Source organism: Salinisphaera sp. T31B1, assembly GCF_040361275.1.
Taxonomy (GTDB): domain Bacteria; phylum Pseudomonadota; class Gammaproteobacteria; order Nevskiales; family Salinisphaeraceae; genus Salinisphaera.
Genome location: NZ_APNH01000001.1, coordinates 1,248,372 through 1,271,745, shown reverse-complemented (window position 1 = coordinate 1,271,745; position 23,374 = coordinate 1,248,372). Strand labels below are relative to the sequence as shown.

The 23,374-nt window shown below is 65.8% G+C and carries 20 protein-coding genes; 12 read left to right on the top strand and 8 right to left on the bottom strand.

All coding sequences use genetic code 11. The features are described from left to right. The first annotated feature begins 47 nt into the window (after window positions 1-47). The 7 genes from T31B1_RS05835 (at window position 48) to ggt (ending at window position 6,869) form a co-directional block, all read left to right on the top strand. Window positions 48-893, top strand: coding sequence for a carbon-nitrogen hydrolase family protein (locus T31B1_RS05835; protein ID WP_353248501.1), 846 nt, complete (start codon window positions 48-50; stop codon window positions 891-893). A 36-nt stretch (window positions 894-929) separates the two neighbouring features. After that, window positions 930-1,904 (top strand): quinone oxidoreductase family protein, encoded by a 975-nt coding sequence (locus tag T31B1_RS05830; RefSeq protein ID WP_353248500.1) that lies wholly within the window; start codon window positions 930-932, stop codon window positions 1,902-1,904. A 27-nt stretch (window positions 1,905-1,931) separates the two neighbouring features. Beyond that, entirely contained in the window at window positions 1,932-2,405 is a 474-nt protein-coding gene (locus tag T31B1_RS05825; RefSeq protein ID WP_353248499.1) for a GNAT family N-acetyltransferase, read from the top strand. Further along, entirely contained in the window at window positions 2,402-3,859 is a 1,458-nt protein-coding gene (tldD, locus tag T31B1_RS05820) for a metalloprotease TldD (protein WP_353248498.1), read from the top strand. The genes T31B1_RS05825 and tldD overlap by 4 nt, the downstream gene beginning before the upstream one ends. Before the next feature lie 40 nt (window positions 3,860-3,899). Then, window positions 3,900-4,532, top strand: coding sequence for a 16S rRNA (guanine(966)-N(2))-methyltransferase RsmD (rsmD, locus tag T31B1_RS05815; protein ID WP_353248497.1), 633 nt, complete (start codon window positions 3,900-3,902; stop codon window positions 4,530-4,532). Then, the gene (coaD, locus tag T31B1_RS05810; RefSeq protein WP_353248496.1) at window positions 4,529-5,023 is read left to right on the top strand and encodes a pantetheine-phosphate adenylyltransferase; all 495 of its coding nucleotides are present in this window, start codon (window positions 4,529-4,531) and stop codon (window positions 5,021-5,023) included. Before rsmD ends, coaD begins: the two co-directional genes overlap by 4 nt. A gap of 100 nt (window positions 5,024-5,123) precedes the next feature. Continuing rightward, on the top strand, window positions 5,124-6,869 hold the full coding sequence (ggt, locus tag T31B1_RS05805) for a gamma-glutamyltransferase (RefSeq protein ID WP_353248495.1): 1,746 nt from the start codon (window positions 5,124-5,126) through the stop codon (window positions 6,867-6,869). A 157-nt stretch (window positions 6,870-7,026) separates the two neighbouring features. Here the strand turns inward: ggt and T31B1_RS05800 are convergent, their stop codons facing one another. The 4 genes from T31B1_RS05800 to T31B1_RS05785 all read right to left on the bottom strand — a co-directional run bounded on the left by T31B1_RS05800 (window position 7,027) and on the right by T31B1_RS05785 (window position 11,554). Then, complete coding sequence (locus tag T31B1_RS05800) at window positions 7,027-7,536, bottom strand: DUF2489 domain-containing protein (RefSeq protein WP_353248494.1); 510 nt, start codon at window positions 7,534-7,536, stop codon at window positions 7,027-7,029. Between the two features lie 15 nt (window positions 7,537-7,551). Continuing rightward, window positions 7,552-8,130, bottom strand: coding sequence for a hypothetical protein (locus T31B1_RS05795; RefSeq protein ID WP_353248493.1), 579 nt, complete (start codon window positions 8,128-8,130; stop codon window positions 7,552-7,554). An 85-nt stretch (window positions 8,131-8,215) separates the two neighbouring features. Further along, window positions 8,216-10,168 (bottom strand): molecular chaperone HtpG, encoded by a 1,953-nt coding sequence (htpG, locus tag T31B1_RS05790; RefSeq protein ID WP_353248492.1) that lies wholly within the window; start codon window positions 10,166-10,168, stop codon window positions 8,216-8,218. Window positions 10,169-10,537: 369 nt separating this feature from the next. Then, a complete protein-coding gene (locus T31B1_RS05785) occupies window positions 10,538-11,554 on the bottom strand; it encodes an alcohol dehydrogenase (protein WP_353248491.1) in 1,017 nt (338 codons plus the stop codon). A gap of 275 nt (window positions 11,555-11,829) precedes the next feature. On the opposite strand from T31B1_RS05785, the gene T31B1_RS05780 reads away from it, so the two are divergent. The 3 genes from T31B1_RS05780 to T31B1_RS05770 all read left to right on the top strand — a co-directional run bounded on the left by T31B1_RS05780 (window position 11,830) and on the right by T31B1_RS05770 (window position 14,858). Further along, complete coding sequence (locus T31B1_RS05780; RefSeq protein WP_353248490.1) at window positions 11,830-13,272, top strand: NAD-dependent succinate-semialdehyde dehydrogenase; 1,443 nt, start codon at window positions 11,830-11,832, stop codon at window positions 13,270-13,272. A 174-nt stretch (window positions 13,273-13,446) separates the two neighbouring features. Next, window positions 13,447-14,139: a DUF429 domain-containing protein gene (locus T31B1_RS05775; RefSeq protein WP_353248489.1), complete on the top strand. Its 693-nt coding sequence runs from the start codon at window positions 13,447-13,449 to the stop codon at window positions 14,137-14,139. A 20-nt stretch (window positions 14,140-14,159) separates the two neighbouring features. Beyond that, a complete protein-coding gene (locus T31B1_RS05770; protein WP_353248488.1) occupies window positions 14,160-14,858 on the top strand; it encodes a hypothetical protein in 699 nt (232 codons plus the stop codon). On the opposite strand, the gene T31B1_RS05765 is transcribed toward T31B1_RS05770, so the two are convergent. From T31B1_RS05765 to T31B1_RS05755, 3 genes are all read right to left on the bottom strand, one after another. Continuing rightward, the gene (locus T31B1_RS05765; protein WP_353248487.1) at window positions 14,840-16,051 is read right to left on the bottom strand and encodes a TraB/GumN family protein; all 1,212 of its coding nucleotides are present in this window, start codon (window positions 16,049-16,051) and stop codon (window positions 14,840-14,842) included. The two genes, T31B1_RS05770 and T31B1_RS05765, sit on opposite strands and share 19 nt — an antisense overlap. A gap of 91 nt (window positions 16,052-16,142) precedes the next feature. Then, window positions 16,143-16,610: a hypothetical protein gene (locus T31B1_RS05760; RefSeq protein ID WP_353248486.1), complete on the bottom strand. Its 468-nt coding sequence runs from the start codon at window positions 16,608-16,610 to the stop codon at window positions 16,143-16,145. 220 nt (window positions 16,611-16,830) lie between these two features. Continuing rightward, window positions 16,831-17,181 (bottom strand): DUF3147 family protein, encoded by a 351-nt coding sequence (locus tag T31B1_RS05755; RefSeq protein WP_353248485.1) that lies wholly within the window; start codon window positions 17,179-17,181, stop codon window positions 16,831-16,833. Window positions 17,182-17,659: 478 nt separating this feature from the next. Between T31B1_RS05755 and T31B1_RS05750 the strand changes: the two genes are divergently transcribed. Next, window positions 17,660-20,188 carry a PepSY domain-containing protein gene (locus T31B1_RS05750; protein ID WP_353248484.1) on the top strand — a complete coding sequence of 843 codons (2,529 nt, stop codon included), beginning with the start codon at window positions 17,660-17,662 and terminating at the stop codon, window positions 20,186-20,188. A gap of 84 nt (window positions 20,189-20,272) precedes the next feature. Next, the gene (locus tag T31B1_RS05745; protein WP_353248483.1) at window positions 20,273-22,453 is read left to right on the top strand and encodes a TonB-dependent siderophore receptor; all 2,181 of its coding nucleotides are present in this window, start codon (window positions 20,273-20,275) and stop codon (window positions 22,451-22,453) included. Between the two features lie 41 nt (window positions 22,454-22,494). Here the strand turns inward: T31B1_RS05745 and T31B1_RS05740 are convergent, their stop codons facing one another. After that, window positions 22,495-23,088, bottom strand: a complete 594-nt coding sequence (locus T31B1_RS05740; protein ID WP_353248482.1) for a GNAT family N-acetyltransferase — start codon at window positions 23,086-23,088, stop codon at window positions 22,495-22,497. Window positions 23,089-23,374: the final 286 nt, after the last annotated feature.

Below are 23,374 nucleotides of genomic sequence, written 5' to 3'. Positions count from 1 at the left end.
GCCCGGTCGAGATTTCGTCGACCGGGCATGCCGCCGAGAGATCGAACATGCCTGCTCATGACACCCCGCGCATCGCCGCCATTCAGATGAACTCGCTCGGCGAGGTTGCGCCCAATCTGGCGCGCGCCGCCGACCTGTTGCGACACGCGGCCGACCAGGGCGCAACGCTCGCGGTGCTGCCCGAGAACTTCGCGCTGATGGGCGCGCATGAAACCGACAAGCTCGGTGTGGCCGAACCCGACGGGGCCGGCAACGGCGCCACGCCGATCCAGGATTTTCTGGCTGAAACCGCGGCCGAGCTGGGGTTGTGGATCGTTGCCGGTACGATCCCGCTGGCCAGCCCCGAGCCGGACCGGGTCTATGCCGCCTGTCTGGTCTACGACGATCGCGGTCAGCGCGTGGCCCGCTACGACAAGATTCACCTGTTCGATGTCGGCCTGCCCGACTCGCGCGAGGCCTATCGGGAGTCGGCGACCTTCGTGGCCGGCGAGATCGCACCGGTAGTGCTCGACAGCCCGTTCGGGCGTATCGGACTGACGGTCTGCTACGACCTGCGTTTTCCCGAGCTCTATCGCGCGCTGTCGGCCGCCGGCGCCGAAATCATCGTGGCGCCGTCGGCGTTCACCCATACCACCGGTCGAGCGCACTGGCATGTGCTGGCCCGTGCCCGCGCGATCGAGAATCTGGTCACGCTGGTCGCGCCCAACCAGGCCGGCCACCATGCCAGCGGTCGCCGTACCTATGGCCACAGCCTGGTCGTCGATGCGTGGGGACAGGTCATCGCCGAAGCCCGCTCCGAGGCCAACGAGGTAGTCATCGCCGAGATCGATCGCAATCGTCAGACCGAGGTGCGCGGCGGTTTCCCCTGCCTGTCACATCGGCGCCTGGCCTGAACACACACCCTTCGAGTACGAACCCAAGGAGCCGACATGGCCCGACAGATTCAATTCCGCCGCACGGGCGGCCCCGAGGTGCTGGAACTGACCGACGTCAAACCGGCTGCCCCGGGCCGCGGTGAAGTCCGTATCGCCAACCGCGCGGTCGGCCTGAATTTCATCGATATCTATTTCCGTACCGGCTTGTATCCGAGCGAGCTGCCCAGTGGGCTGGGCACCGAGGGCGCCGGGGTGATCGAGGCCGTCGGCGAAGGCGTCGAGGATTTCGCCGAAGGCGATCGCGTGGCCTATGCCCAGGGCCCGCGGGCCGCCTATGCCGATTTCGTGGTCATGCCGGCCGCGAACGTCATCGCCCTGCCGCACGCGATCGATTTCGAGACCGCGGCCGCGGCCATGCTCAAGGGCCTGACCGTCCAGTATCTGATCCGCCAGACCTATAGCGTGGGCGAAGACGACACGATCCTGTTCCATGCGGCCGCCGGCGGGGTCGGATCGATCGCCTGTCAGTGGGCGCACGCGCTGGGCGCGCACGTCATCGGCACGGTCTCGTCGGACGAAAAGGCCGATATCGCCAAGCGCAACGGTGCCTGGATGACCATCGACTACACGCGTGAATCGGTGCCCGAGCGGGTACGCGAGCTGACCGACGGCGCCATGGTCCCGGTCGTCTACGATTCGGTCGGACGCGATACCTGGACCGACTCGCTGGCCTGTCTGTCGCCGCGGGGACTGATGGTGTCGTTCGGCAACGCGTCGGGCCCGGTCGAGGGCGTGAATCTGGTCGAGCTCAACAAGGGCGGTTCGCTGTTCGTAACCCGGCCGAGCCTGGGCGGCTATGCCGATACACGCGAGCGCTTCGAGATGATGTGCGACGACCTGTTTGGCGTGATCGAATCCGGCGACGTCAAGATTCGTATCGGCCAGCGCTTCCCTCTGGAAGACGCGGGCGCGGCCCAGCAGGCGCTGGCCGACCGTCAGACCACCGGTTCCACGATTCTCACGCTCTAACCGTCCCGCGTCCGCGATCGGCCCGGTATGCGTATCCGCCCGGCAATCATCGACGACAGCACGTCGATCGGTCAGGTCGTGCGGGCCGCCTACCGGCCCTATCTCGCGCGCCTGCCGCAGCCACCGGCCCCGCTGGCGGTGGACTATCGTTGCGCGGTGGCGAACGGCGGCATATTCGTGGCCGTTATCGAGGATACGATCCGCGGCCTGGTCGCGGTCCGTGCGAGCGGGCCCTGCTTCTGGCTCGACAACGTCGCGGTCGACCCCGTGGCCCAGGGCTGCGGCATCGGTCGCGCACTGATCGGATACGCCGAAACCCTTGCACGTCGGGCCGGCCATGACCATATCCATCTGTACACCCATGCCCTGATGACCGAAAACCAGGCCCTGTACGCCAGCCTCGGCTTCATCGAGACCGAGCGAGGCCGCGAGCACGGCCGTGATCGGGTCTTCATGCACAAGCCACTGGCCGCCCGCAGCGGTGATAACCTGAGCCCATGAACAACGCAATCGATATCGCAAGCGATACCCTGCTCGGCGCGGCCGGCATCGACGCCCATCAGCTGGAGGCGACCCTGGCCGCGCTGATGGTCCCGGGCGTGGATTACGCCGACCTGTATTTCCAGATTCTGAAAAACGAAACCTGGTTGCTCGAAGACGGGGTAGTCCGAAACGCCGGCGCCTCCACCGCCCAGGGCGTGGGCGTGCGCGCGCTGGCCGGCGAGCAGACCGGCTTCGCCTATGCCGACGAACTGGCATTCCCGGCGCTCACCCAGGCCTCGAAGGCGGCCGCGGCCATTGCCCGCTCCGGCCGTAGCGGCGTCGCACACGCGCTGACGCCTGCCCACGGCGGGGCGATCGCCCGCTACCGGCCGATCGATCCGGCCGCCACGCTGGATGCCGATGCCAAGGTCGCGCTGTTGCATCATGCCGACAGGATCGCGCGCGACGCCGACCCGCGCGTGGTGCGTGTAACCGTCTCCCTGGCCGGCTCGTCGGACACCATGCTGGTGGCCGCGAGCGACGGCACACTCGCCGGTGACGTACGTCCGCTGGTCCGCGTGAACGTATCCGTTCAGGTCGAGGAGAACGGCGTGCGCGAATCGGCCTCCGCCGGCGGCGGCGCCCGTATGGGCTACGACTATTTCAGCCTCGACGGCGATCGCGTGGCCGGCTATGCGACCGAGGCGGTCCGCCGTGCCCTGGTACGCCTGCAGGCCGAGGCCGCGCCGGCCGGCAGCCTGCCGGTGGTGCTGGGCAACGGCTGGCCCGGTGTGTTGCTCCATGAAGCGGTCGGCCACGGATTGGAGGGCGACTTCAACCGACGCGGTTCGTCCAACTATGCCGGGCGCATCGGCCAGAAGGTGGCATCGGATCTGTGCACGGTGGTCGATGACGGCACGCTCGACAACCTGCGCGGGTCGCTGGCGATCGACGATGAAGGCACGCCGGCCGCGGCCAACACGCTGATCGAGGACGGCGTGCTGACCGGTTACATGCAGGACAAGCACAACGCCCGCCTCATGGGCATGGCCGCCACCGGCAATGCCCGTCGCGAGTCGTATGCGCATACGGTCATGCCGCGCATGACCAATACCTATCTGCGCCCGGGTGACTCGGCGCCGGCGGACATCATCGCCTCGGTGGATGACGGCATCTATGCCGTGAACTTCTCCGGCGGTTCGGTCGATATCACCTCCGGCAACTTCGTGTTCTCTGCCGACGAGGCCTATCGAATCGAAAACGGCAAGGTCGGCGCGCCGATCAAGGGCGCTACGCTCATCGGCAACGGCCCGGACGTGCTCGAGCGCATCTCGATGGTCGGCAACGACTGGGCGCTGGACTCGGGCATCGGTGTCTGCGGCAAAAACGGCCAGAGCGTGCCGGTCGGCGTCGGTCAACCCACGCTCAAGGTCGACGCGATCACCGTCGGCGGCACCCAGCAGAGCCAGTAGTCGGCATGCACGCGCGTTTGCCGGTCCTGCGCGCCTGCGCATGAGGGGCCGGGCGACACCGGCCGGGCCGCGCCGACGTACCGGCCCGGGCCCGGCCTCGACGCTGCGCATCATCGGCGGCCAGTGGCGCGGCCGCCGGCTGCCGGTCGCCCGGCTCGACGGGCTGCGTCCGACCGGCGATCGGATCCGCGAGACCCTGTTCAACTGGCTCGCTGCGCGTATCGAGGGCGCCGATTGTATCGATCTGTTCGCCGGCAGCGGCGCGCTCGGCTTGGAAGCACTCTCGCGTGGGGCGCGGCGCGTAGTGTTCGTCGAGCACAACGCCGAGGCGGCCGGCGCGATCCGGGACGCACTGCGCGTGCTGGGGGCCGAGCCACGCGCCGAGGTCCGGCAAACGGATGCCCTGGCCTGGCATCCGAACGCCGGTCGCGCGCCCGATATCGTGTTCATCGACCCACCGTTCGCAGCACAACTGCACGCGGCAATCCTGAGCCGGCTGCGGCCGTATCTGGGCGCTCATACGCAGCTCTATGTCGAATATCCGCGCGCCGAGCGCGAGCGCGTGCAGGCCTGTCTAGCCAATGGATTCGAGATTCTGCGCGACAAGCAGACCGGCGCGGTCGGCTATTGTCTTGCACGTATTCGCCCAGATAGCGAAGATACCGCCCCATGAATGATCCCAAACACATCCGTGCCGCCTATACCGGCACATTCGATCCGATCACCAATGGCCATGCCGACGTCATTCGCCGGGCGGCGGGCATGTTCGCCGAGCTGATCGTGGCGGTGGCCAGCAACGCCTCGAAGAAATCGATATTCGACCACGAGGAACGGGTCGAGCTGGCCAAGCGCGTGCTCGCCGACGTCGACAACGTGGTCGTCATGCCGGTCTCGGGCCTGATCGTGGATTTCGCCCGCCAGCACGATGTACGCGTACTGGTACGCGGCGTGCGAGGGGTCGGTGACTACGAGTACGAAAAACAGATGGCGGTGATGAACCGGCATCTGGCCCCGCAGGTCGATACCATCTTCCTTGCGCCGTCACCGGAGTTCGCCCATATATCGTCGACGCTGGTGCGCGAAATCGCCTTCCTCGACGGTCGTATCAGCGGGCTGGTCCCGAGTCTGGTGGCCGACAAGCTGCACGAGAAGACCGGCGGCTGACGCCTTTGTCGGCGATCGTTGCCGCGAAGCCGATCGAGCGTTGGCCGCAGACGATCGACGCGGTATCGTTGCGCGCATCCGCTTCGTCGTTGGCACAACCATGCGTCGCCCTGCCCGTCTGATCGTGTTTTCGTTGCTGGTCGCCGTGTCTGCGGCCAGCCAGGCCGCCCCTCCGACCGAGGCCGGCATTTCCAGCGCCCACCCGGCGGCCACGGCCGCCGGCATGGAGATTCTGGCCAAGGGCGGCAACGCCTTCGACGCGGCGGTCGCCGTATCGGCTGCCCTGGCGGTGGTCGAGCCGCAGAGCTCCGGGCTCGGCGGCGGCGGATTCTGGCTGCTTCACAGCGCCTCGGACCAGCGCGACATCATGGTCGACGGTCGCGAAAAAGCCCCCGCAGCGGCCGACCATGACATGTATCTGGACGACGACGGCCGCTTCATCGAACACGCCTCGCGCGATGGCGCGCTCGCGGCCGGTATTCCCGGCGAGCCCGCCGCGCTCGTGCATATCGCCGAGACCTACGGTGCACTGGATCTCGCCACCGATCTGGCACCCGCGATCCGACTGGCACGCGAGGGTTTCCCGATCAATGCGCATATGCGCAAACTCGCCGGCTATCGTGCCGAGGTTCTCGCCCGGCATCCGGCCAGTGCGGCACTGATTCTCGACGACGCCGGCCAGCCGCTGGCCGAAGGCACGATCCTCAGACAGCCCGATCTCGCGGCTACACTTAAAGCGCTGGCCGACCATGGGCACGATGGCTTCTACGCGGGCCGCGTGGCCCGGCAACTGGTCGAGGCCGTGCGGTCGGCCGGCGGCATCTGGACACGTCAGGACCTGTCCGACTATCGCGCGGTCGAACGCGAGCCTGTCGTCGGCCATTACCGAGCCAACGAGCGGGATTTTACGATCGTCTCCGCGGCGCCGCCGTCCTCCGGGGGGCCGGTGCTCGTCGAAGCACTCAACATCCTGGAAGGTTTCGACTGGGCCCAGCTGGATGATGTCCAGCGGCGACACGTAACCATCGAGGCCATGCGCCGCGCTTATCGGGACCGCGCCCAGTATCTGGGCGATCCCGATTTCGTGGACATGCCGCTGGCTCGGCTGGCCGACAAAAGCTATGCCGCGGGGCTGCGCACGGGCATCCGCATGGATCGAGCCACCCATAGCGACGAACTCGCCCCGGTGACCGCCGGCTATACCAGCGCCGGCACCGATACCACCCATTTTTCCATCATCGACGGCCAGGGCAATCGCGTGGCCGCGACCCTGTCGGTCAATTTTCCTTTCGGCTCGGGCATGGTGGCCGCCGGCACCGGCGTGTTTCTCAACGACGAGATGGACGACTTCGCCGCGAAACCGCTGACCCCAAACGGCTACGGCCTGGTTGGCACCGAAGCCAACTCGATCGCGCCCGGCAAGCGGCCGTTGTCGAGCATGACGCCGACCTTCGTGATCGGGCCCGAGCGTGAGATCGCCCTTGGTACGCCCGGTGGCAGCCGGATCATATCCATGGTGTTGCTGGGCGTACTCGACTTCGCCCACGGCGGCGATGCCGCAAGCGTGGTCGGCCACAAGCGCTATCACCACCAGTATCTGCCCGATCAGGTCGAGTACGAACCCGGGGCACTGTCGCCGGCGACGATCAGCAGCCTACAGGCGCTGGGCCACCGGCTCAAGGATGTGGGGCGTCATTACGGGGATATGCATGCCGTGATTCGCAACCGGCAGACCGGCGCCGTGGACGCCGCCGCCGACCCGCGCGGTATCGGCTGTGCCGAAGTCGGCGTGGATAACAGTCATTGCGACACGCTCGAAACCAGCGGCTCCGGCGTCATGTACTGATCGCTCGGCCGGCGCGGGTCTTCAGCGTCATATGCGGGTTACACCGGCCGTGCCAACCGCCCTGCGTACCGCGCGCGCTGGCGGCAGCCAGGCGATCGGCATCGGGATGGCGAGAACCGGATCGGACCGCCGTGGTCGATGGCCTGTAACCCGAGGCCTACGCCGGACCCGCGGCGCCGAATCGATGCAGGCCGATACGGCCTTCCGGGACCCCGAAACGAGCCTGCAGGCGCCCGGCTTCGGCCAGCACCTCGTCGCGTGCAGCGACTTCCAGCACTTCGCGTTCCCGATCGAGCCGGCGAATTTCGCGTTTGGGGTAGGCATCGCGCTGCTCGCCGCGCGGCATGGTCGCCGTACCCAGATACAGCCGATAGATCGCGGGATAATCGGCCTGGCCGCTGGCCGGCGCATGCCAGTGGTCCAGCAGCACCTTGAGGCGAATCGCTCCCTCGGACAGATTCAACTCGCCGGTGAGCAGACTGTCGGCGATGATGCAAATGCTGGCTGCAAGATCGGCTTCGGTTTCGGCAAGCACCCCGGCATTGTGGGCTTCGCGCTCACGCCTCTGAGCGCCCACGCGCCACCATAGCCAGCCGGCATAGGCGGCCAGCGCGATCACGATGACGATCGCGCCGGCGCCGAGCCAGACCCATGGGCCGTTCGACAAGGCCGTCACCCGCGGTTAGCGCGTGCCCGGCACGGGCTGACCGGAACCACTGAGCGCATACTGCTCGGTGATATCCACGGTGGCCATATCACGCTGATCGGCCGGCCGATAGATCACCACCTGGATCGCGCGATCCGGGTAGGAGAAATATACCCGCGACGTGCTCGCATCGCCCGACAGTCCGCTGTCGGTATGCACCGCTGGCGTACGGCCGGCGTTGGGCGCATCGGCGAACGCGGCGATCAGGTTCTCGATGGCCGCTTCGCCTTCGACGCTGCGGAACGAGCCAAGATTGCGCGTTACTCGAACCAGTCGGTCGTTCTGAATGGTCAGCGTGCCGATGGCCGTCGGATAGTCGCCCTGATCCATCGAGCCCGGTTGGCGCTTGGGATAGATGGTGTACTGGTCGCGTACTGCCGTCGGAGCGAGTTCGAACTGGGCGTTGGCCACGGCCAGCGTATCGGCGCGCGACGCGCCCAATTCAAGGCTGGTGCCACCGATATCCACACTCTGGGCCAGGGCCGCCTGGGTGGCCAGTGCGATCGTCAACGCCAGCGCCCACGGGGCACTTTTCCTCAGTCGATCGAGATTCATCCATCCTCTCCTGTACTCGTTGCTACTCACACTCTGGCCACTATGCGCCCACCGCTGCCGCGTCGACAACGCGACACGCGAAGGTTCAGGCCGCGCCGCGCGATACCGCGAGCAGCATCTGGTTCATACGGCGCACGAATGTCGCCGGATCGTCCAGCTCGCCGCCTTCGGCAAGGATGGCCTGTTCGAACAACAGCTGCGAGAAGGCTTCGAATTCGTCCTCGCCCTGTTCATCGGCCAGACGCTCGACCAGCGGATGGGTCGGGTTGATCTCCAGATGCGGTGCCGTGTTCGGCATGGCCTGCCCGGCTTCCTTGAGGATGCGCTCCAGGTGGGCCGACATGCCGTGCTCGTCGGCAACCAGACACGCCGGCGAGTCGGTCAGCCGATGGGTGACCCGCACTTCGTTGACGCGTTCGCCCAGCGCCTCCTTGATGCGTTCGACCAGATCCTTGGACTCTTCCTCAAGCTTCTTCTGCTCGGCCTTTTCCTCTTCGGATTCGGCTTCGCCCAGATCGAGGGCGCCCTTGGCCACCGACGACAGGGGTTTGTCTTCGTATTCGGTCAAATGCGCCATGACCCATTCGTCCACCCGGTCGGTCAGCAGCAGCACCTCGATATTCTTCTTCTTGAAGATCTCCAGATGCGGGCTGTGCTTGGCCTCGGCCAGCGTGTCCGCGGTGATGTAGTAGATCTTGTCCTGGCCCGGCTGCATGCGCGCGATGTAGTCGTCCAGGGATACGCCCGGATCGGCCGATTCGTCGGTGGTGGTCCGGAAACGCAGCAGCTTCGCGATCTTGTCGCGATTTTCGGCGTCCTCGACGATGCCTTCCTTGAACACCTGACCGAACTCGTTCCAAAAGGTCTTGAACTTCTCGGGCTCCTCGGTATCGCGAGCCAGCGACTCGATCAGCCCCAGCACCTTCTTGACCGAGCCGGCCCGGATCTTGTCGAGGATACGATTGGACTGCAGGATCTCGCGCGAGACGTTCAGCGGCAGATCGTTGGAATCGATCACGCCCTTGACGAAGCGCAGATAGCGCGGCATGAGCTTTTCGGCGTCGTCCATGATGAACACGCGCTGTACATAGAGCTTCACGCCGTGCTGCTTGCCGTTCGGGTCGAACAGATCGTAGGGCGCGCGCTTGGGTACATACAGCAGCGATGTGTATTCCTGGCTGCCCTCGACCTTGTTGTGAGTCCAGGCGAGCGGGTCTTCGTAGTCGTGACAGGCATGCTTGTAGAACTCGGCGTAATCTGCGTCCGAGATATCCGATTTGGCCTGCGTCCACAGCGGAGCGCCGCGGTTGACCTGTTCCCAGGCGGGCGTCTTGCCTTCCTTTTCATCCTCTTCCGAAAGCTCTTCCTTCATCTTGATCGGGAAGGCGATATGGTCGGAGTAGGTACGTACCAGATGCCGTAGGCGATACGCGTCGAGAAATTCATCCTCGTCTTCGCGCAGGTGCAGGGTCACCGACGTCCCGTGGTTGGGCTTTTCGATTTCCTCGATCGTGTATTCGCCGCCGCCGTCGGAAATCCAGCGAACGCCGGTGGGCTCGCCGCCGCGACGGGTTTCGACCACAACCTTGTCGGCCACGATGAACGCCGAATAGAAACCGACGCCGAACTGTCCGATCAGATGCGCATCGGCCTTTTCATCACCCGACAGCGAATCCAGAAAGGCGCGCGTGCCGGATTTGGCGATGGTGCCGATGCGATCGATGACCTGTTCGCGGGTCATGCCGATACCGTTATCGGCGATGGTCACGGTACGGGCCTGCTTGTCGAAGTCGAGCCAGATCTGCAGCTCCGAATCGCCTTCGAACAGGGCATCGTTCTTGAGGCCTTCGAAACGAAGCGTATCGAGGGCATCCGAGGCGTTCGAGATCAGCTCGCGCGCGAACACCTCCTTGTTCGAGTACATCGAGTGGATCATCAGCTGCAACAGCTGCTTGACCTCGGCCTGGAAACCGCGGGTCTCGGTGTGCTGGCCGGTGGCCTGCCCCTGTTCAGTCTCGTTCGTCTGGTTTTCGCTCATGACGGTATTCGGTTTGATGGAAGATGACCGTGGCGCCCTCGCCACCCTTGGCTGCGTAATGCGGCCGGGCGCCGGTGTTTTCAAGCGGTCTGGCAGGCCGGGTGACCACCCGGCGAGGATCCGCTCCGACGGATAGCCGTACCGGAATGTCCGTCTTCCAGCGATCAATCGGCGCCGCGCGCCCGCTCTACGGTGATCTAGATCCTGGCGCCAAAACGCGACGACCGCCGTGCAGGACCGAGACGCCCGGGGGCACCGTCTGGCAAAGGGTTGGCTGAGGCGATCGGGCAGCCTGGCCGCCGCGGCGGCGCGCCGGCTGGCGGCCCCTGGCCACGCCCGGCTCGTCGTCATCCGGGTGGACGGCCGCTCTCAGCTCATGGTGAGCACCACGCGAAAACGCGCCTTGTTGCTGATCATCCGCTCATAGGCCGTGTTGACGTCAGCCAGGTCGAACGTCTCGATACGAGTGGCGATGTCACGCAGCGCCGAGAAATCCAGGGTGTCCTCGGAGTCCTTGGGCGTGCCGCTGGGATGCCCGGCAATGCTGCGACGGGCCATGAGCAGCTGCAGCGGCGAAACCTCGATCGGCTCCGGCGACGCTCCGACCACCAGTAGCCGCCCATTGACCGCCAGGCCGTCGATCACCGAGCTCATCAGCTTCGGATTGGGCGCAGTCGCCAGGATCACGCGCGCGCCGCCCAGCTTTTGCAACGCCTGGGCGGCGTCTTCGGCCTCGGTATCGATATAGGTATCAGCGCCGAGTTCGAGCGCCAGCGTTTGCTTGTCGTTACCGCGCGACAGCGCCACGGTATGAAACCCCATCGCATGTGCGTACTGGACGCCCAGGTGGCCGAGCCCACCCACGCCGAGCACGGCGACCACGTCGCCGGCCTGCGCGCCCGAATTGCGCAGGCTGTTATAGGTCGTCACTCCGGCACAAAGCAGGGGCGCGGCCGCCACCGACGACAGCGTATCGGGAATCGCCACCAGCGCCTCGACCGGGGCGAGCATGTACTCGCCGTAGCCGCCGTCGTAGCTGATGCCGCAGATCTGCTGACGCGCGCAGGTGACGAAGTCGCCACGGCGGCAGGATGCACAATCGTGACAATGGCCACCGTGCCAGCCGACCCCGACCCGCTGTCCGAGCTGCCAGTGGTCGACGTCGTCGCCGACCGCATCGATGACACCGGCCACCTCGTGGCCCGGCACGCGCGGATACTCCAGCCCCGGAAAGCCGCCGTCCTTGACGAAGGCATCGGAATGACAGATCCCGCACGCTTGGACACGCACACGCACCTGTTCCGGCCCTGGATCGGGCACATGCCGATCCACGAGCTCGAAATCGGCGCCGGCGCGGCTGATCTGGGCAACTTTCATCTGCGACATGACACACTCCGTCGAACAGGCTCGAGTCCAGCTTAGAGGGTATCGGACGTTCATGCGAAACCGGAACGCATTGGCCGCACGCGGCGCCCCGGCGCGTCACCGCCAGCCGTTTCTTCAGCCACCCTGAGTCATGTGATGGCGCCGATCTCACCGGCCCGTCAGCTGCGAAGCGGTTCGACAGCGCCGGCCGGGCGGCCACGTTCCGGAGTATTACGGATTGTGTGTATAGCGCATATTGTTAGCGTCGCCGCCTCACTCGTCAGACAGGCGACGACATGACACTGTTTCGAGAACAGGCCTATATCGGCGGCGAATGGATCGATCCGGGCCCGGACAGCCATGCAGCGATCGACAATCCCGCGACCGGCGAAACCATCGGCCACGTGCCTCAACTCGACGCCGACCGAATGGACCGGGCGATTGAAGCCGCGGTGGTTCGTTTTGCCGATTGGCGCGACACGGCCGTTGCCGAGCGTGCCGACCGGCTGCTGGCCTGGTACCGGCAGATGCTGGATAACCGCGAGGCGCTCGCCCGGCTGATGACGGCCGAACAGGGCAAGCCGATCGACGAAGCACGCGGTGAAGTCGACTACGCCGCCAGCTTTCTGCGCTGGTTCGCCGAGGAGGCTCGGCGAACGACCGGCGCCACGATCCCGCCCGAGGACCCGAGCGTGTCGATCGGCACCCTCCGCGAACCGGTCGGCGTGGCCGCAGTGATCACGCCCTGGAATTTTCCGCTGGCGATGATCACCCGCAAGGCGGCCGCAGCACTGGCCGCCGGCTGCACCACGCTTGTCAATCCGGCCCGCCAGACACCGTTCTGCGCGCTTGCACTGGCGGTGCTGGCCGAACAAGCCGGGCTCGATCGCGGCGAATTCAATGTGGTGACCGGGTCTGGCCGGCAATTCGCCGAGCGGGTCTGTGCCGACGATCGCGTACGCGCCCTGTCCTTCACCGGTTCCACCGAGGTCGGCCGCTCACTGCTGCGCCAGGCGGCCGATACGGTCAAGTGCACGTCCATGGAACTGGGCGGCAACGCGCCGTTCATCGTCTGTGACGATGTCGAGATCGATGCCGCCGTCGATGGCGCGATCGCGGCGAAATTCCAGACCTCGGGTCAGGACTGTGTGGCGGCCAACCGGATTTATGTGCACCGACGCCTGTACGACAAATTCGTCGATCGATTCACGACTCGAATGAACGCCATGACCGTGGGCAACGGTTTGGACGAGGACACCGCGATCGGCCCGCTCATCAACACCGATGCGGTCGACAAGGCCCGTTCGCTGGTCGCCGACGCCGCCGAGCGAGGCGCGCGCGTGCTCGGGCGCGATCAGGGCGACGCGCCCGGTCCCAACTACTTCATGCCAACAGTCGTTGCCGACTTTACACCGGCCATGCGCGTGTCCAGCGAGGAATCGTTCGCGCCGGTGGCGCCCATCACGGCGTTCGACGACGACGACGCGGTGATCGCGGCCGCCAACGACACCATCTACGGGCTGGCCGCCTATGTATATACCCATCGCGATGCGCGAATCCGCAAGTTCCTGCGCGGGCTCGAGTACGGCATGGTGGGCATCAATACCATGGACATCACCGGTCCGCATGTGCCGTTTGGCGGCGTCAAGCAGTCCGGGCTCGGCCGTGAAGGCGCCCATATCGGTATCGAGGAATACCTGGAGACCAAGTATTACTGTATCGGCGGGCTGGACGGCTGAGCGACCAGGCCGGTCTCGCCGACCGCGGCGGCCACACCCCGGCCAGCCTGCGCCGATCGCTTGCCGTTTGCGACACGCAGACAATAGCCCGGTCGCCGGCCGTGCGGACGCGGATGATTGGCGCGCCGTCCCTGCTGCCTGATTGGCCCATGGCCGTTCGGCTACCCTGAGCACATGAACATACGGCAGGTCACAGGCGTGGACGGTTGCCCCGCGGGGTGGGTGGCCGTATCGCGCCATGGTGTGTGGGTTGGTTCCGAGCTCGGCGTGCTGCTGGATCGGCTGGCGCCCGGGATCGTCGCTCTCGACATGCCGATCGGCCTGGGCTGTGACCCGTCGCGTGGCTGCGATACCGCGGCCCGTCGCCTGCTCGGTCGACCGCGGGGATCGAGTGTCTTTCCGACGCCCACACGGGCAGCCCTGGCCGGGCGCTCGCATGCTCGGGCCGGCGATCTCAATGCAGCGGTGTGCGGCAAGCGCATTTCTGTCCAGGCCTTCAATCTGCTACCCAAGATCCGCGAGGTCGATCGCCTGCTCGCCGAATCGGCACGCTGGCGGGATGCTGTCTTCGAGACTCATCCGGAAGTCAGTTTCGCGTGCATGAACAACGATACGCCGGTGGTCGCGTCCAAGAAGACGCCGGCCGGACGAGCGCAACGGCAGGCGCTGATCGCGGCGGTTTTCGGCCCGCACGCATTCCCAGCCGCCCGCGCGTCGATTGCCCGTGCCGATGCCGCTGATGACGACCTCGCCGATGCCTTTGCCTGTCTGTTCACCGCCGAACGGATCGCAGCCCGCCGACATGTGACGCTGCCCGACCCGCCACCGCTGGACGTCTGCGGCTTGCCGATGCGAATCTGCTACTGAGCCATACCGGTTGCCGCGCGATGAACGACGACGCCGACACCTGTCTGCACCGTACCCTGAGACGTCGTGCCCACGGCGTGACGCGCGCAGAGCTGGCCCGCCGCATGGGCTATCGTCGGGTCGATGAGAGACTGCTCGCCCGCATCGAGCATGTCCTGGGCGATACGTGGCTCGGCCTGGACAGCAGCGCCTTCGATTTCCGTTATTCGCGCGACGAATTCCTGGTCGCGATGTGCGACGCGCTGGCGATCGACCCGGCGCTACGCGAGCCGGTACATCAGCGTATTCGTGCACGGGTGCACCACCGCAATACCGCATTTCGGCCGTGCTTGTTCGTCGATACCGGCTTCAAGCGTCGTCACGAACCGATCTTCGCCCTGGGGCTGATGGAGCCCCGTCGATGGCTCGGTTTCGAGCGCGACTTCGTCGAACACGACCTTGCCATGCAGTTCGAGATCGCCCGCGAACGTGTCATCGCGCACTATCGACACAGCGGCGGTCACCTGCCGCCATGGGGCGTCATCCAGCGCTACCTGTTCCAGTATGCATCGGACGCCGTGCCGATCTTCGACACCGATGGCCGCGCCATCGGCGAAACGGATGCCATACGCGCCGACCGGGCGAGTGCGAGAATCGGGGCACGCGACGCGCGGGCGTTGTTGAAGTCGTCCGGAGTCGCGGTGCCCAACGACGATACGGATCAGCCGCCGAACAGCTGACCGAAGATTCGGAAACCGGCGATATAGGTGCCCGCCGCAGAGCCGGCGGTCGACAGCACGAACACCAGCAGCGTGCGCGACACCCGGTTCTTCCACCAGCCACTGACCCGGGTGACATCGGACTTGAGCGTCGAGAAATCCCCGACCCGCGGCTTGCGTAGCCAGAGCTCCGCGGCCGCGGTGACCATGCCCGCCCCGATGGTCGGATTAAGCGAGGTGATCGGCGCGGCGACGAACGCGGTAAGTACGGTCAATGGGTGGCCCAGCGCGATCAGCGCGCCGAGTGCGGACAGTGCACCGTTGATGACCACCCATTCGACCACCATCTGCTGGCCAAGCCCGGTGCTGCGGGAAAAACCGAGCGCGAAACCGGCGAACACCAGCACCACGATCGCCCACGGCAGCCATTTCACCCAGCGTGCGCCGGGCGGGACATGGTCGAGGCGCTCAATGGTCTCGCGCGGTGCGTCCATACCGGCTTCGAGATAGCCCGCCAGCCCCTTGAGATGGCCGGCGCCGACCACGACGAGCGTATGCCGCGCGCCCGGAGCTGCGAGCAGCTTGGCGGCCATGTAGCGATCGCGCTCGTCGATGAGCGCTTCATGCATGGCTGCGGATTCGCTGGCGAACTCGTTGAAGGTCGACTCAAGCATGTCGCCCTCCTTGAGTTTTTCGATATCCGATTCTTCGATCTTGTCGCTGGACAACAGGCTGGCGAACAGCGCGCCCATCGTGCTGATTCGCTGCCACCAGGGAATCCGCCGATAGACACGTTTCAATGTGATGCCGATATTGCGATCGATCAGCGCCAGTGGCAGACCCGCCGCCGCGGTGGATTCGATCGCGGCCCGCATTTCGGCTCCCGGCTCGATGCCGAACTGATCGGCCAAGCGTTGCTGGTAAGCGCCCAGCGCCAGATTGGCGGCAACCATGCCGGCCTTGCCCTGCCGAAGCACCTGGAACAGATCCATCTGCGCCAGCTCGCCGGCGTTGGTCAGCGCGGCATGCCGGGCGTCGCACAACTCGATGGCCACGGCGTCGTAGGCGCCGGATTCGATCTCGCGCCGAACCTCTTCGGCGCTGGCTCGCGAGACATGGGCGGTGCCCAGCAACAGATAGCGATGATCGCCGACCACGACTTCGCGCCGGGGGCCGGCTGTCTGGGCGCCCTGGCGCGGATCCGGTTCATTCATCAGGCTGTTCCAGCAGATCGGGACAAATCACGAGCGCCGGATTGTCCCACAGCCGCGCGCAAAACCCATCCCGCCCTCGAGCCGGATGAGTTCAGAAATCGTGCGGGTTACCCTCGACGATCGTGCCCTTGCCCTGGATCTCGTTGCCACGGTGCCATTCCACGGCGTCCGCCTGGATACGCACGCTGTAACAGTCGGCGGTCGGCGCTTCGTCGTAGTCGAAACACATCCGGTCGCCTTCGATGCGCCAGTCCGCGGTATAGCCGGCACCATGAATCGTGCCGTCGGGCGCGTAGTACTCGGTATAACGGCTGTCCGGCGACATGGTACCGGCCACCGTATTGCCGATGATCCGCGCGCGAATCGTGGCCTCGGTCGCCATGCCATCGGCCGTCGTGGCCGACGGCTGTTCGGCGTCGGAAGCCGGTGATTCGGCATTGTCGTTGCTATCGCAGCCGGAAAGCGCGAGCGCCAGTACGCCGACGATAAGGCACTGGATCGGCCAGCGCGGCGGCGGCACCGTCTGCCGCGTCTTCGAACCGCGGGTGAAGTCTGTCATCGCGCCATGCTCCTGTTGTATCTGTAGCTGCGGCGTCTCGCTCCGGCGGGCCGGTGGCACGCCGCGGGGCGGGTCAGGCTTGCCGTCAGCCTACACGAGCCCGCCAAGGCAACGGGCACGCATACGCGCTCGACCCGATCCATCGCCGCCGCGACTGCGCTTGCAATACCGACCGGTGATGCCGGCGGCCGGTCTTCGAGGTTCTGGCGCGCGGCCGGGGCTAGAGACGAATCCCGAAGGTGCGGCCGGATAACACGAGGCCGGAGTACATCAGCACGGTGAGCAGACAGCCTGAGACCAGTGCAAGCCAGAACGGTACGCCGCACAGCATCCGCCAGGGCATGAACAGGAACATAAGAAGCGACGGCAGCACGAACCAGAATGTCGCCCAGATAGGTTCCGCCGTGCGCAGCGCGTCATGCGTGTCGTGCCATAACCAGATCATGCCGAGAATCGAGTTCAGCGGCAGCCAGGCCACAAGCGGGCCCAACGCCGGGTTGCGTCTCGCCCGCGTCGAAACGGCCGCGACGATGACGCCCGAACGCCGTGCCTTGACCAGAAAATAGAGCATAGCGACCGCTGTCTTTCGTCGCGCGAATACGGGTGGTGCGTCGGCCCTGCCGGCGTGGCGGGCTTGTCGACGCGATCGCGAGCGCGCGCGTCGGGCCGTGGCCGACTGGGGCAGGCAATACGCCATGGCTGTCGAATCCATATCGATAACTACCACCGATACCGCGACCACGCGGGACACCGCACCCGCGGTCTAAGACCTTGCGGCGTCTGCTCATTTGAATATAATACGAATCATTCTCATTTGTATTCGTTTCCAAATGAGAGAGATTGTATCGATCGGTGGATCGGTGGAATTGCGCGCCCGACCGGGCGCGCTTTTTTGAGTCGCGGCAACGCCGCTTAGGGGCTGGGGAAATGACCATCAATCAGACGGATACCGTGCCACGCGTGCCCGGTCCGGGCCTGGACGCGGCCATGCCCTCGACAGTGGCGCGCCGGGCAGGTGATGTAATCGGCGCTTCGCGGACGGCGCACATATGGGCCTGATCCGACGACTGCGACAGCTCGACCTGCTGTTCCAGTTGCATTGGTTCGTGGGGATCACGGCCGGCGCAGTACTGGCCGTGGTCGGCGTGACTGGGGGCCTGATGTCCTTCGAGCAGGACATTCTCGAATGGATCAATACCGAGACCACCCAGCGGCTGGAGCGCGACACGCCGCGCCTGACGCCGCCCGAACTACTGGCCCGCTATCGGCGCGCCCATCCCGAGCGCGAGATCGACTGGGTGTTCTGGCGGGGCGACCGGCCCTACCCGATGCTCATCGCCTATCGGACGCCGGACAGCGCCGGGCAGCGCGCGACACGCGATGTCGTCGATCCCTTTACCGCGGAGCCCCTGCCCCCGGCACATGGCCAGACCACGTTTGGCCTGATCCGCTCGATTCATCGGCGTCTGGCGGCCGGCGCCGTCGGTCAGTTCATCGTGGGCGTGGCCACAATCGCGCTGGTCGGGCTGTCGATCACCGGACTCTGGATCCGCTGGCAACGACGCCCCCGCCAGGGATGGCGCTGGGTCTGGCCACGCGCGCTCGGCGGCAAACGAGCCGGCGAATGGCATGCCGTACTCGGCCTGTGGGCGCTGGCGGCCTATCTGATCGCCGCCCTGACCGGGTTGTGGTGGTCGTTCGACTGGTATCGCGACGGCGCCCGCGCGCTGTTTGCATCGCACGACGATGCCGCCCCCATCCTCGCGGCCCCCGCGCCCGGCCTCGACCTGGACAGCCTATGGCGATCGCTGGCGCCGCGGGTCGCAGACGCCCGTTCGGTATTCATCCGGTTTCCCGACCAACCGACCGACGCGGTCGCAGTGCGCTCCGTGCCGGCCGATGCGGCCCATGTCTATGCCGCCGACGAACTGTTTCTGCACCCAAGCACCGGCGCCGTGCTCGGGTTCCACCCGTTCGCGGACCTGGCCGCGGGCGACCAGCTGCTGGCCAGCGTCTACGCGCTGCATATGGGCGCTTTCTTCGGCCTGCCGGGCATCGTGTTGATGATGCTGGCCAGCCTGTCCATGCCGGTATTCTTCGTGACCGGCCTGTTGCTCTATCTACGGCGGCGCCGCATGAAACGCCGGGTCACACCGGTGCCCTTACCCCGAGCACGACACCGCGCCGAGCCGGGCACGGCGGCCGTTCTCATCGCCTATGCCTCCCAGAGCGGCCTCGCCCAGCGCGTGGCCGCACAGACAGCGGATGCCCTGCATGGTACGGGCCGGCCGGTGCGCATGGCCGGGCTGGGAGAACTCACGCCCGCCTGTCTGAGCGCCCACCGGCAGGCAATGTTCGTGGTCAGCACCCACGGCGACGGCGATGCGCCGGTGGCTGCACGCCGCTTCGACCGACACCTGTGCGCCACGCACACGCCGAGCCTGGAGCAGCTCGACTATGCGCTGCTCGCACTCGGCGATACCGACTACGGCGACAGCTACTGTGCGTTCGGTCGCCGGCTCGACCGAGCGCTGCGCGAACGCGGCGCACGCACCCTGCTGGCCCCGATCGAAGTCGACAAGGGCGATCAGCAGGCGCTGGCCGAGTGGCACGGCGCACTGACCGCGCTGTTCGGCGCGGCAGTGGTCAGCGCTGAACCCGTTTTCGAGCGCTGGCGTCTGGTCGAACGGCGCATTCTCAACCCCGACAGCCTCGGCGCACCCACGGCCTGGCTGCGCCTCGTGGCGACCGAAAGCCGCACATCCACATGGCTGCCAGGCGATATCGCTGAAATCCGGCCACGCCAGCCGGCCACGCGAATCCGCCGCTGGCTGGGCCGGCACGGCTTGGTCGGGGCAGCGGCCGCAAGTGAAACGGCCGCGACGCCGCTCATCGAGGCGCTGAGCGACCGGCAGTTGCCGGACTCGCCGGACCCTAACGCCGCGGACATGGATTGGAACAGTCTGCCGCCGCTTGCGCCACGGGACTATTCGATCGCGAACCACGATACCGGGCACGGCATCGAACTGCTCGTGCGGCTGGCGCGCCACGACGGTGGCCTCGGCCTGGCCTCCGGGTGGCTCGTCGAGCGGGCGCCCGTCGGCGGCACGATCGATCTGCGGCTGCGGGCCAATCCCGGCTTTCGCGCCCCGCCGGCCAGCCGGTCCGCGCCTGCGATCTTCATCGGCAACGGCACCGGCCTCGCGGGGCTGCGCGCCCACCTGCAGCAGCGTATCGCCGCCGGCCAGCGCACCAACTGGCTGGTGTTCGGCGAACGCCAACGCCAAGCGGATTTCTATTTTGCCGACGAAATCAACGCCTGGCACGCGGCCGGGCAACTCACCCATCTCGATCTGGCGTTCTCGCGCGACAAAGACGACGGCCGCTATGTACAGACCGTACTCGCAGAGCACGCCGAGCGCGTGCGCGACTGGGTAGAACACGGCGCGCAGCTGTTCGTCTGCGGCAGCCACGACGGCATGGCGCCGGGCGTGACCGCAGCGCTCGTCGATGCGCTGGGCGCGGCGGCCCTGTCCGAGCTCGACGAGACCGGCCGACTCCATATCGACGTCTACTGATCTTCATCGCGGCGGGCGTCAGGGAGCGCACTCGCCGCAGTACCGAACCGCCGATTACGGCATACATCACGCAAGGGGAAATCCATGATCTTTCACAATACGCCCACACGCCACCAATGGGCGCTGGGTCTCGCGCTGAGCACGGGCGCCCTGCTGCCCGTATTCGCCCAAACCAACCATCCGACGACGTCCGAGCTGGCCCCGATCGATATCCGGGGCGTAGGCGTGACGCGCGGCGATGCGCCGGTAGACGGCTACGTGGCCGAGCGCAGCCTGACAGCGACCAAGACCGATATCCCGCTGATCGAATCGCCGCAGTCCATCAGCGTGATCGGACGCAAACAGATGGAAGATCGGGGCGCCGATGCGCTCACCGAGGCCGTGGAATACAGCCCGGGCGTAGCCGTACTCAATCGCAACAACAACGAGGTGATCGACGATATCGGCATCGTCGTGCGTGGCTTCCAGGCGCGCGATTCGGTCTACCGTGATGGCAGCCGCAGTTATTCCGGCCTGCCCTACGATGCGCCCACCGAAACCTATGGCCTGGAGCGCGTCGAGGTGCTGCGCGGGCCGTCGTCGGTGCTCTATGGCCAGGGTGACCCCGGCGGCATCATCAACCTTGTGACCAAGCGCCCGACAGCCACGCCGCTGCGTGAATTCGGCGCCGAGTTCGGCAGCTATCACCATAAACAGCTCACCGGTGACATCAGCGATCGGATCGACGACGCCGGCCACTGGCGCTATCGCCTGACCGGGCTGATTCAGGATTCGGAAACCGACTACGACTACGGCTTCAACGATCGCATCTACGTCGCCCCGGCCCTGTCCTGGACGCCCAGCGAGCGTACGAGCTTGACGTTGCTCTCGCACTACCAGAAAAACGAGGCCACCTATCGCTGGACCGGTTTTCCGCTCGAAGGCACGAAGCGCGACAGCGACTACGGGCGCATCCCGTCAGACCGATATATCGGCATTCCCGGCGAGGACGGCTACAACTCGGAGGTCTACAGCGTTGGCTATCTGTTCGAGCAGCTCATCGGCGATCGGCTGACTTTCCGGCAGAACGTGCGCTACCGCGAGATCGAGTACGACGTCACCGATATCTTTCGCGACTACGCCGTGGCCGACCCGGTCAGCAACGATCTGCGTACGCTTGCGCGAAGCATGCGCCTGCGCTACGACGACGGGTCAACGGTTACGGCAGACAACCAGCTGGTTACCGAATTCGAGCACGGCGCGTTCGAACACCAGCTGCTCACCGGCTTCGACTACAAGCACATAAACTACGACTCGCGCGGCACATCATTCACCGACCCCACCGCCGATATTCCGCCGCTGGATCTTTACGACCCCGACTACAATCAGGCGTTCTCGCGCCCGACCGGCTTCACGCCACGCAGCACCGACGCCAATCAGTACGGGTTGTACCTGCAGGATCACGTACGCTTCGACGATCGCTGGGCGCTGACCGTGGGCGCCCGCCAGGACTGGGTCGACGAACAGACGACCGACGCCAGGAAGAACACACAGAACAATCTGAGCTGGCGCGCCGGTCTGGTGTATCTCGCCGACAACGGTCTGGCGCCCTACCTCAGCTATTCGGAATCATTCTCGCCTCAGTACGGTGTCAACGACGCCACCGGCCAGAAATACGAACCGATCACCGGCGAACAGTACGAAGCCGGGCTGCGTTATCGCCCGAACGGGTTTGACGCAACGTTCTCGATCGCTGCGTTTGAGCTGTCGCGCAACAACGAACTCGTCGCCGATCCGTTGCAGCCCACTATTCAGTCGCAGGTCGGCGAGACGCGCTCACGCGGTGTCGAGCTTGGTGCCGAAGTAGACCTGAGCGCCGGACTCTCGGCCATCGCCAGCTATACCTATAATGAGGTCGAAGTCGTCGAAGCCGGCGGCAGCCAGGCAATCAACGGCAAGCGCGTAGTTGATCGGCCCGATCATCTGGCCAAACTCTGGCTGAACTACGACTTCCAGTCGTCCGCCCTGGCCGGCCTGGGCGCAGGGGCAGGCGTACGCTATACCAGCTCGTCCTTCGCCAACGCCGACAACACGGCACGTTTCCCGTCGGCCACGCTCGTGGACGCCGCGGTGCGCTACGACTTCGACAATGTCCGGCTGCAGGTTTCGGCGAACAACCTGCTCGACGAGGTCAAGCTCTATTGCAACGGCAGCGCGCCGAACTCGCTCTGCGACTTCGGCACGACGCGGAACGTGGTGGGCAGCATCACCTACCGATGGGATTGACCGGCTCCCCCCGCCCGCTTGTAGCTCGAGCGGGCGGAGTACTACTCGAAGCGCTCGAGCTGGAAGTCCAGGTTCTGGCGCACGGCCGGCCATTCGGCAGCGATGATCGAAAACACCACGGTATCGCGCAGGATGCCGTCGGCGCTCACCTGGTGGTTGCGCAATACGCCATCCTGTTTCGCACCCAATCGAGCGATCGCCGCCCGCGACGCCCGGTTGTGCCAGTGGGTGCGGAACTCGATCGCGATCGCCTCCAGGTCTTCGAAGGCATGCGCCAGCATCAGCCGCTTGCATTCGGTATTGATCGCGCTGCGCTGGAAGCGGCGCGCATACCAGGTGTAGCCGATCTCGGCGCGTCGATGAGTGCTATCGACATGACAGAACCGCGTGGAGCCGACCACGGTGTCGCTGGCCAAATCACGGACGGCGAATGCCAGCCCGCCGCGTTCGCCCTCGGCCAGCGCGGACTCGATATAGCCCTCGACGCCATCGGGGGCCGGTACGAAGGTGTACCAGAGCCGCCAGAGTTGACCGTCCAGTACGGCCTCGGCGAGCGCGGGCGCGTGTTCGTGGCTCAAGGGCTCGAGCCGGACATGCCGGCCGCCCAGTGTGACGGGTTCGATCCAGACACTCATACAAACTCCCGAAATGGTTTATCCGAACTGTAATTGTATTCCAGTACAGTCGGTTGCCCTATTTTTTTGCTATATTTAACGCTTAATTCTTTTTTCCCTGTCGTAGCGGTCGGCGCGCCGCTCATACGACCGCGGCCTGCCGAAAATGGCCGCACTGTGTGACGGCTTTGTCGCGCCGTCCAACGACGTGCAAGGGGGTTGGTTTGAGTATGCGAAAGAGGCGCCGGCGCGCCGGAATGAAAATTCTATGGTCGGTGCCCGTCGCGACCGAACCGGCAAGCCGGCC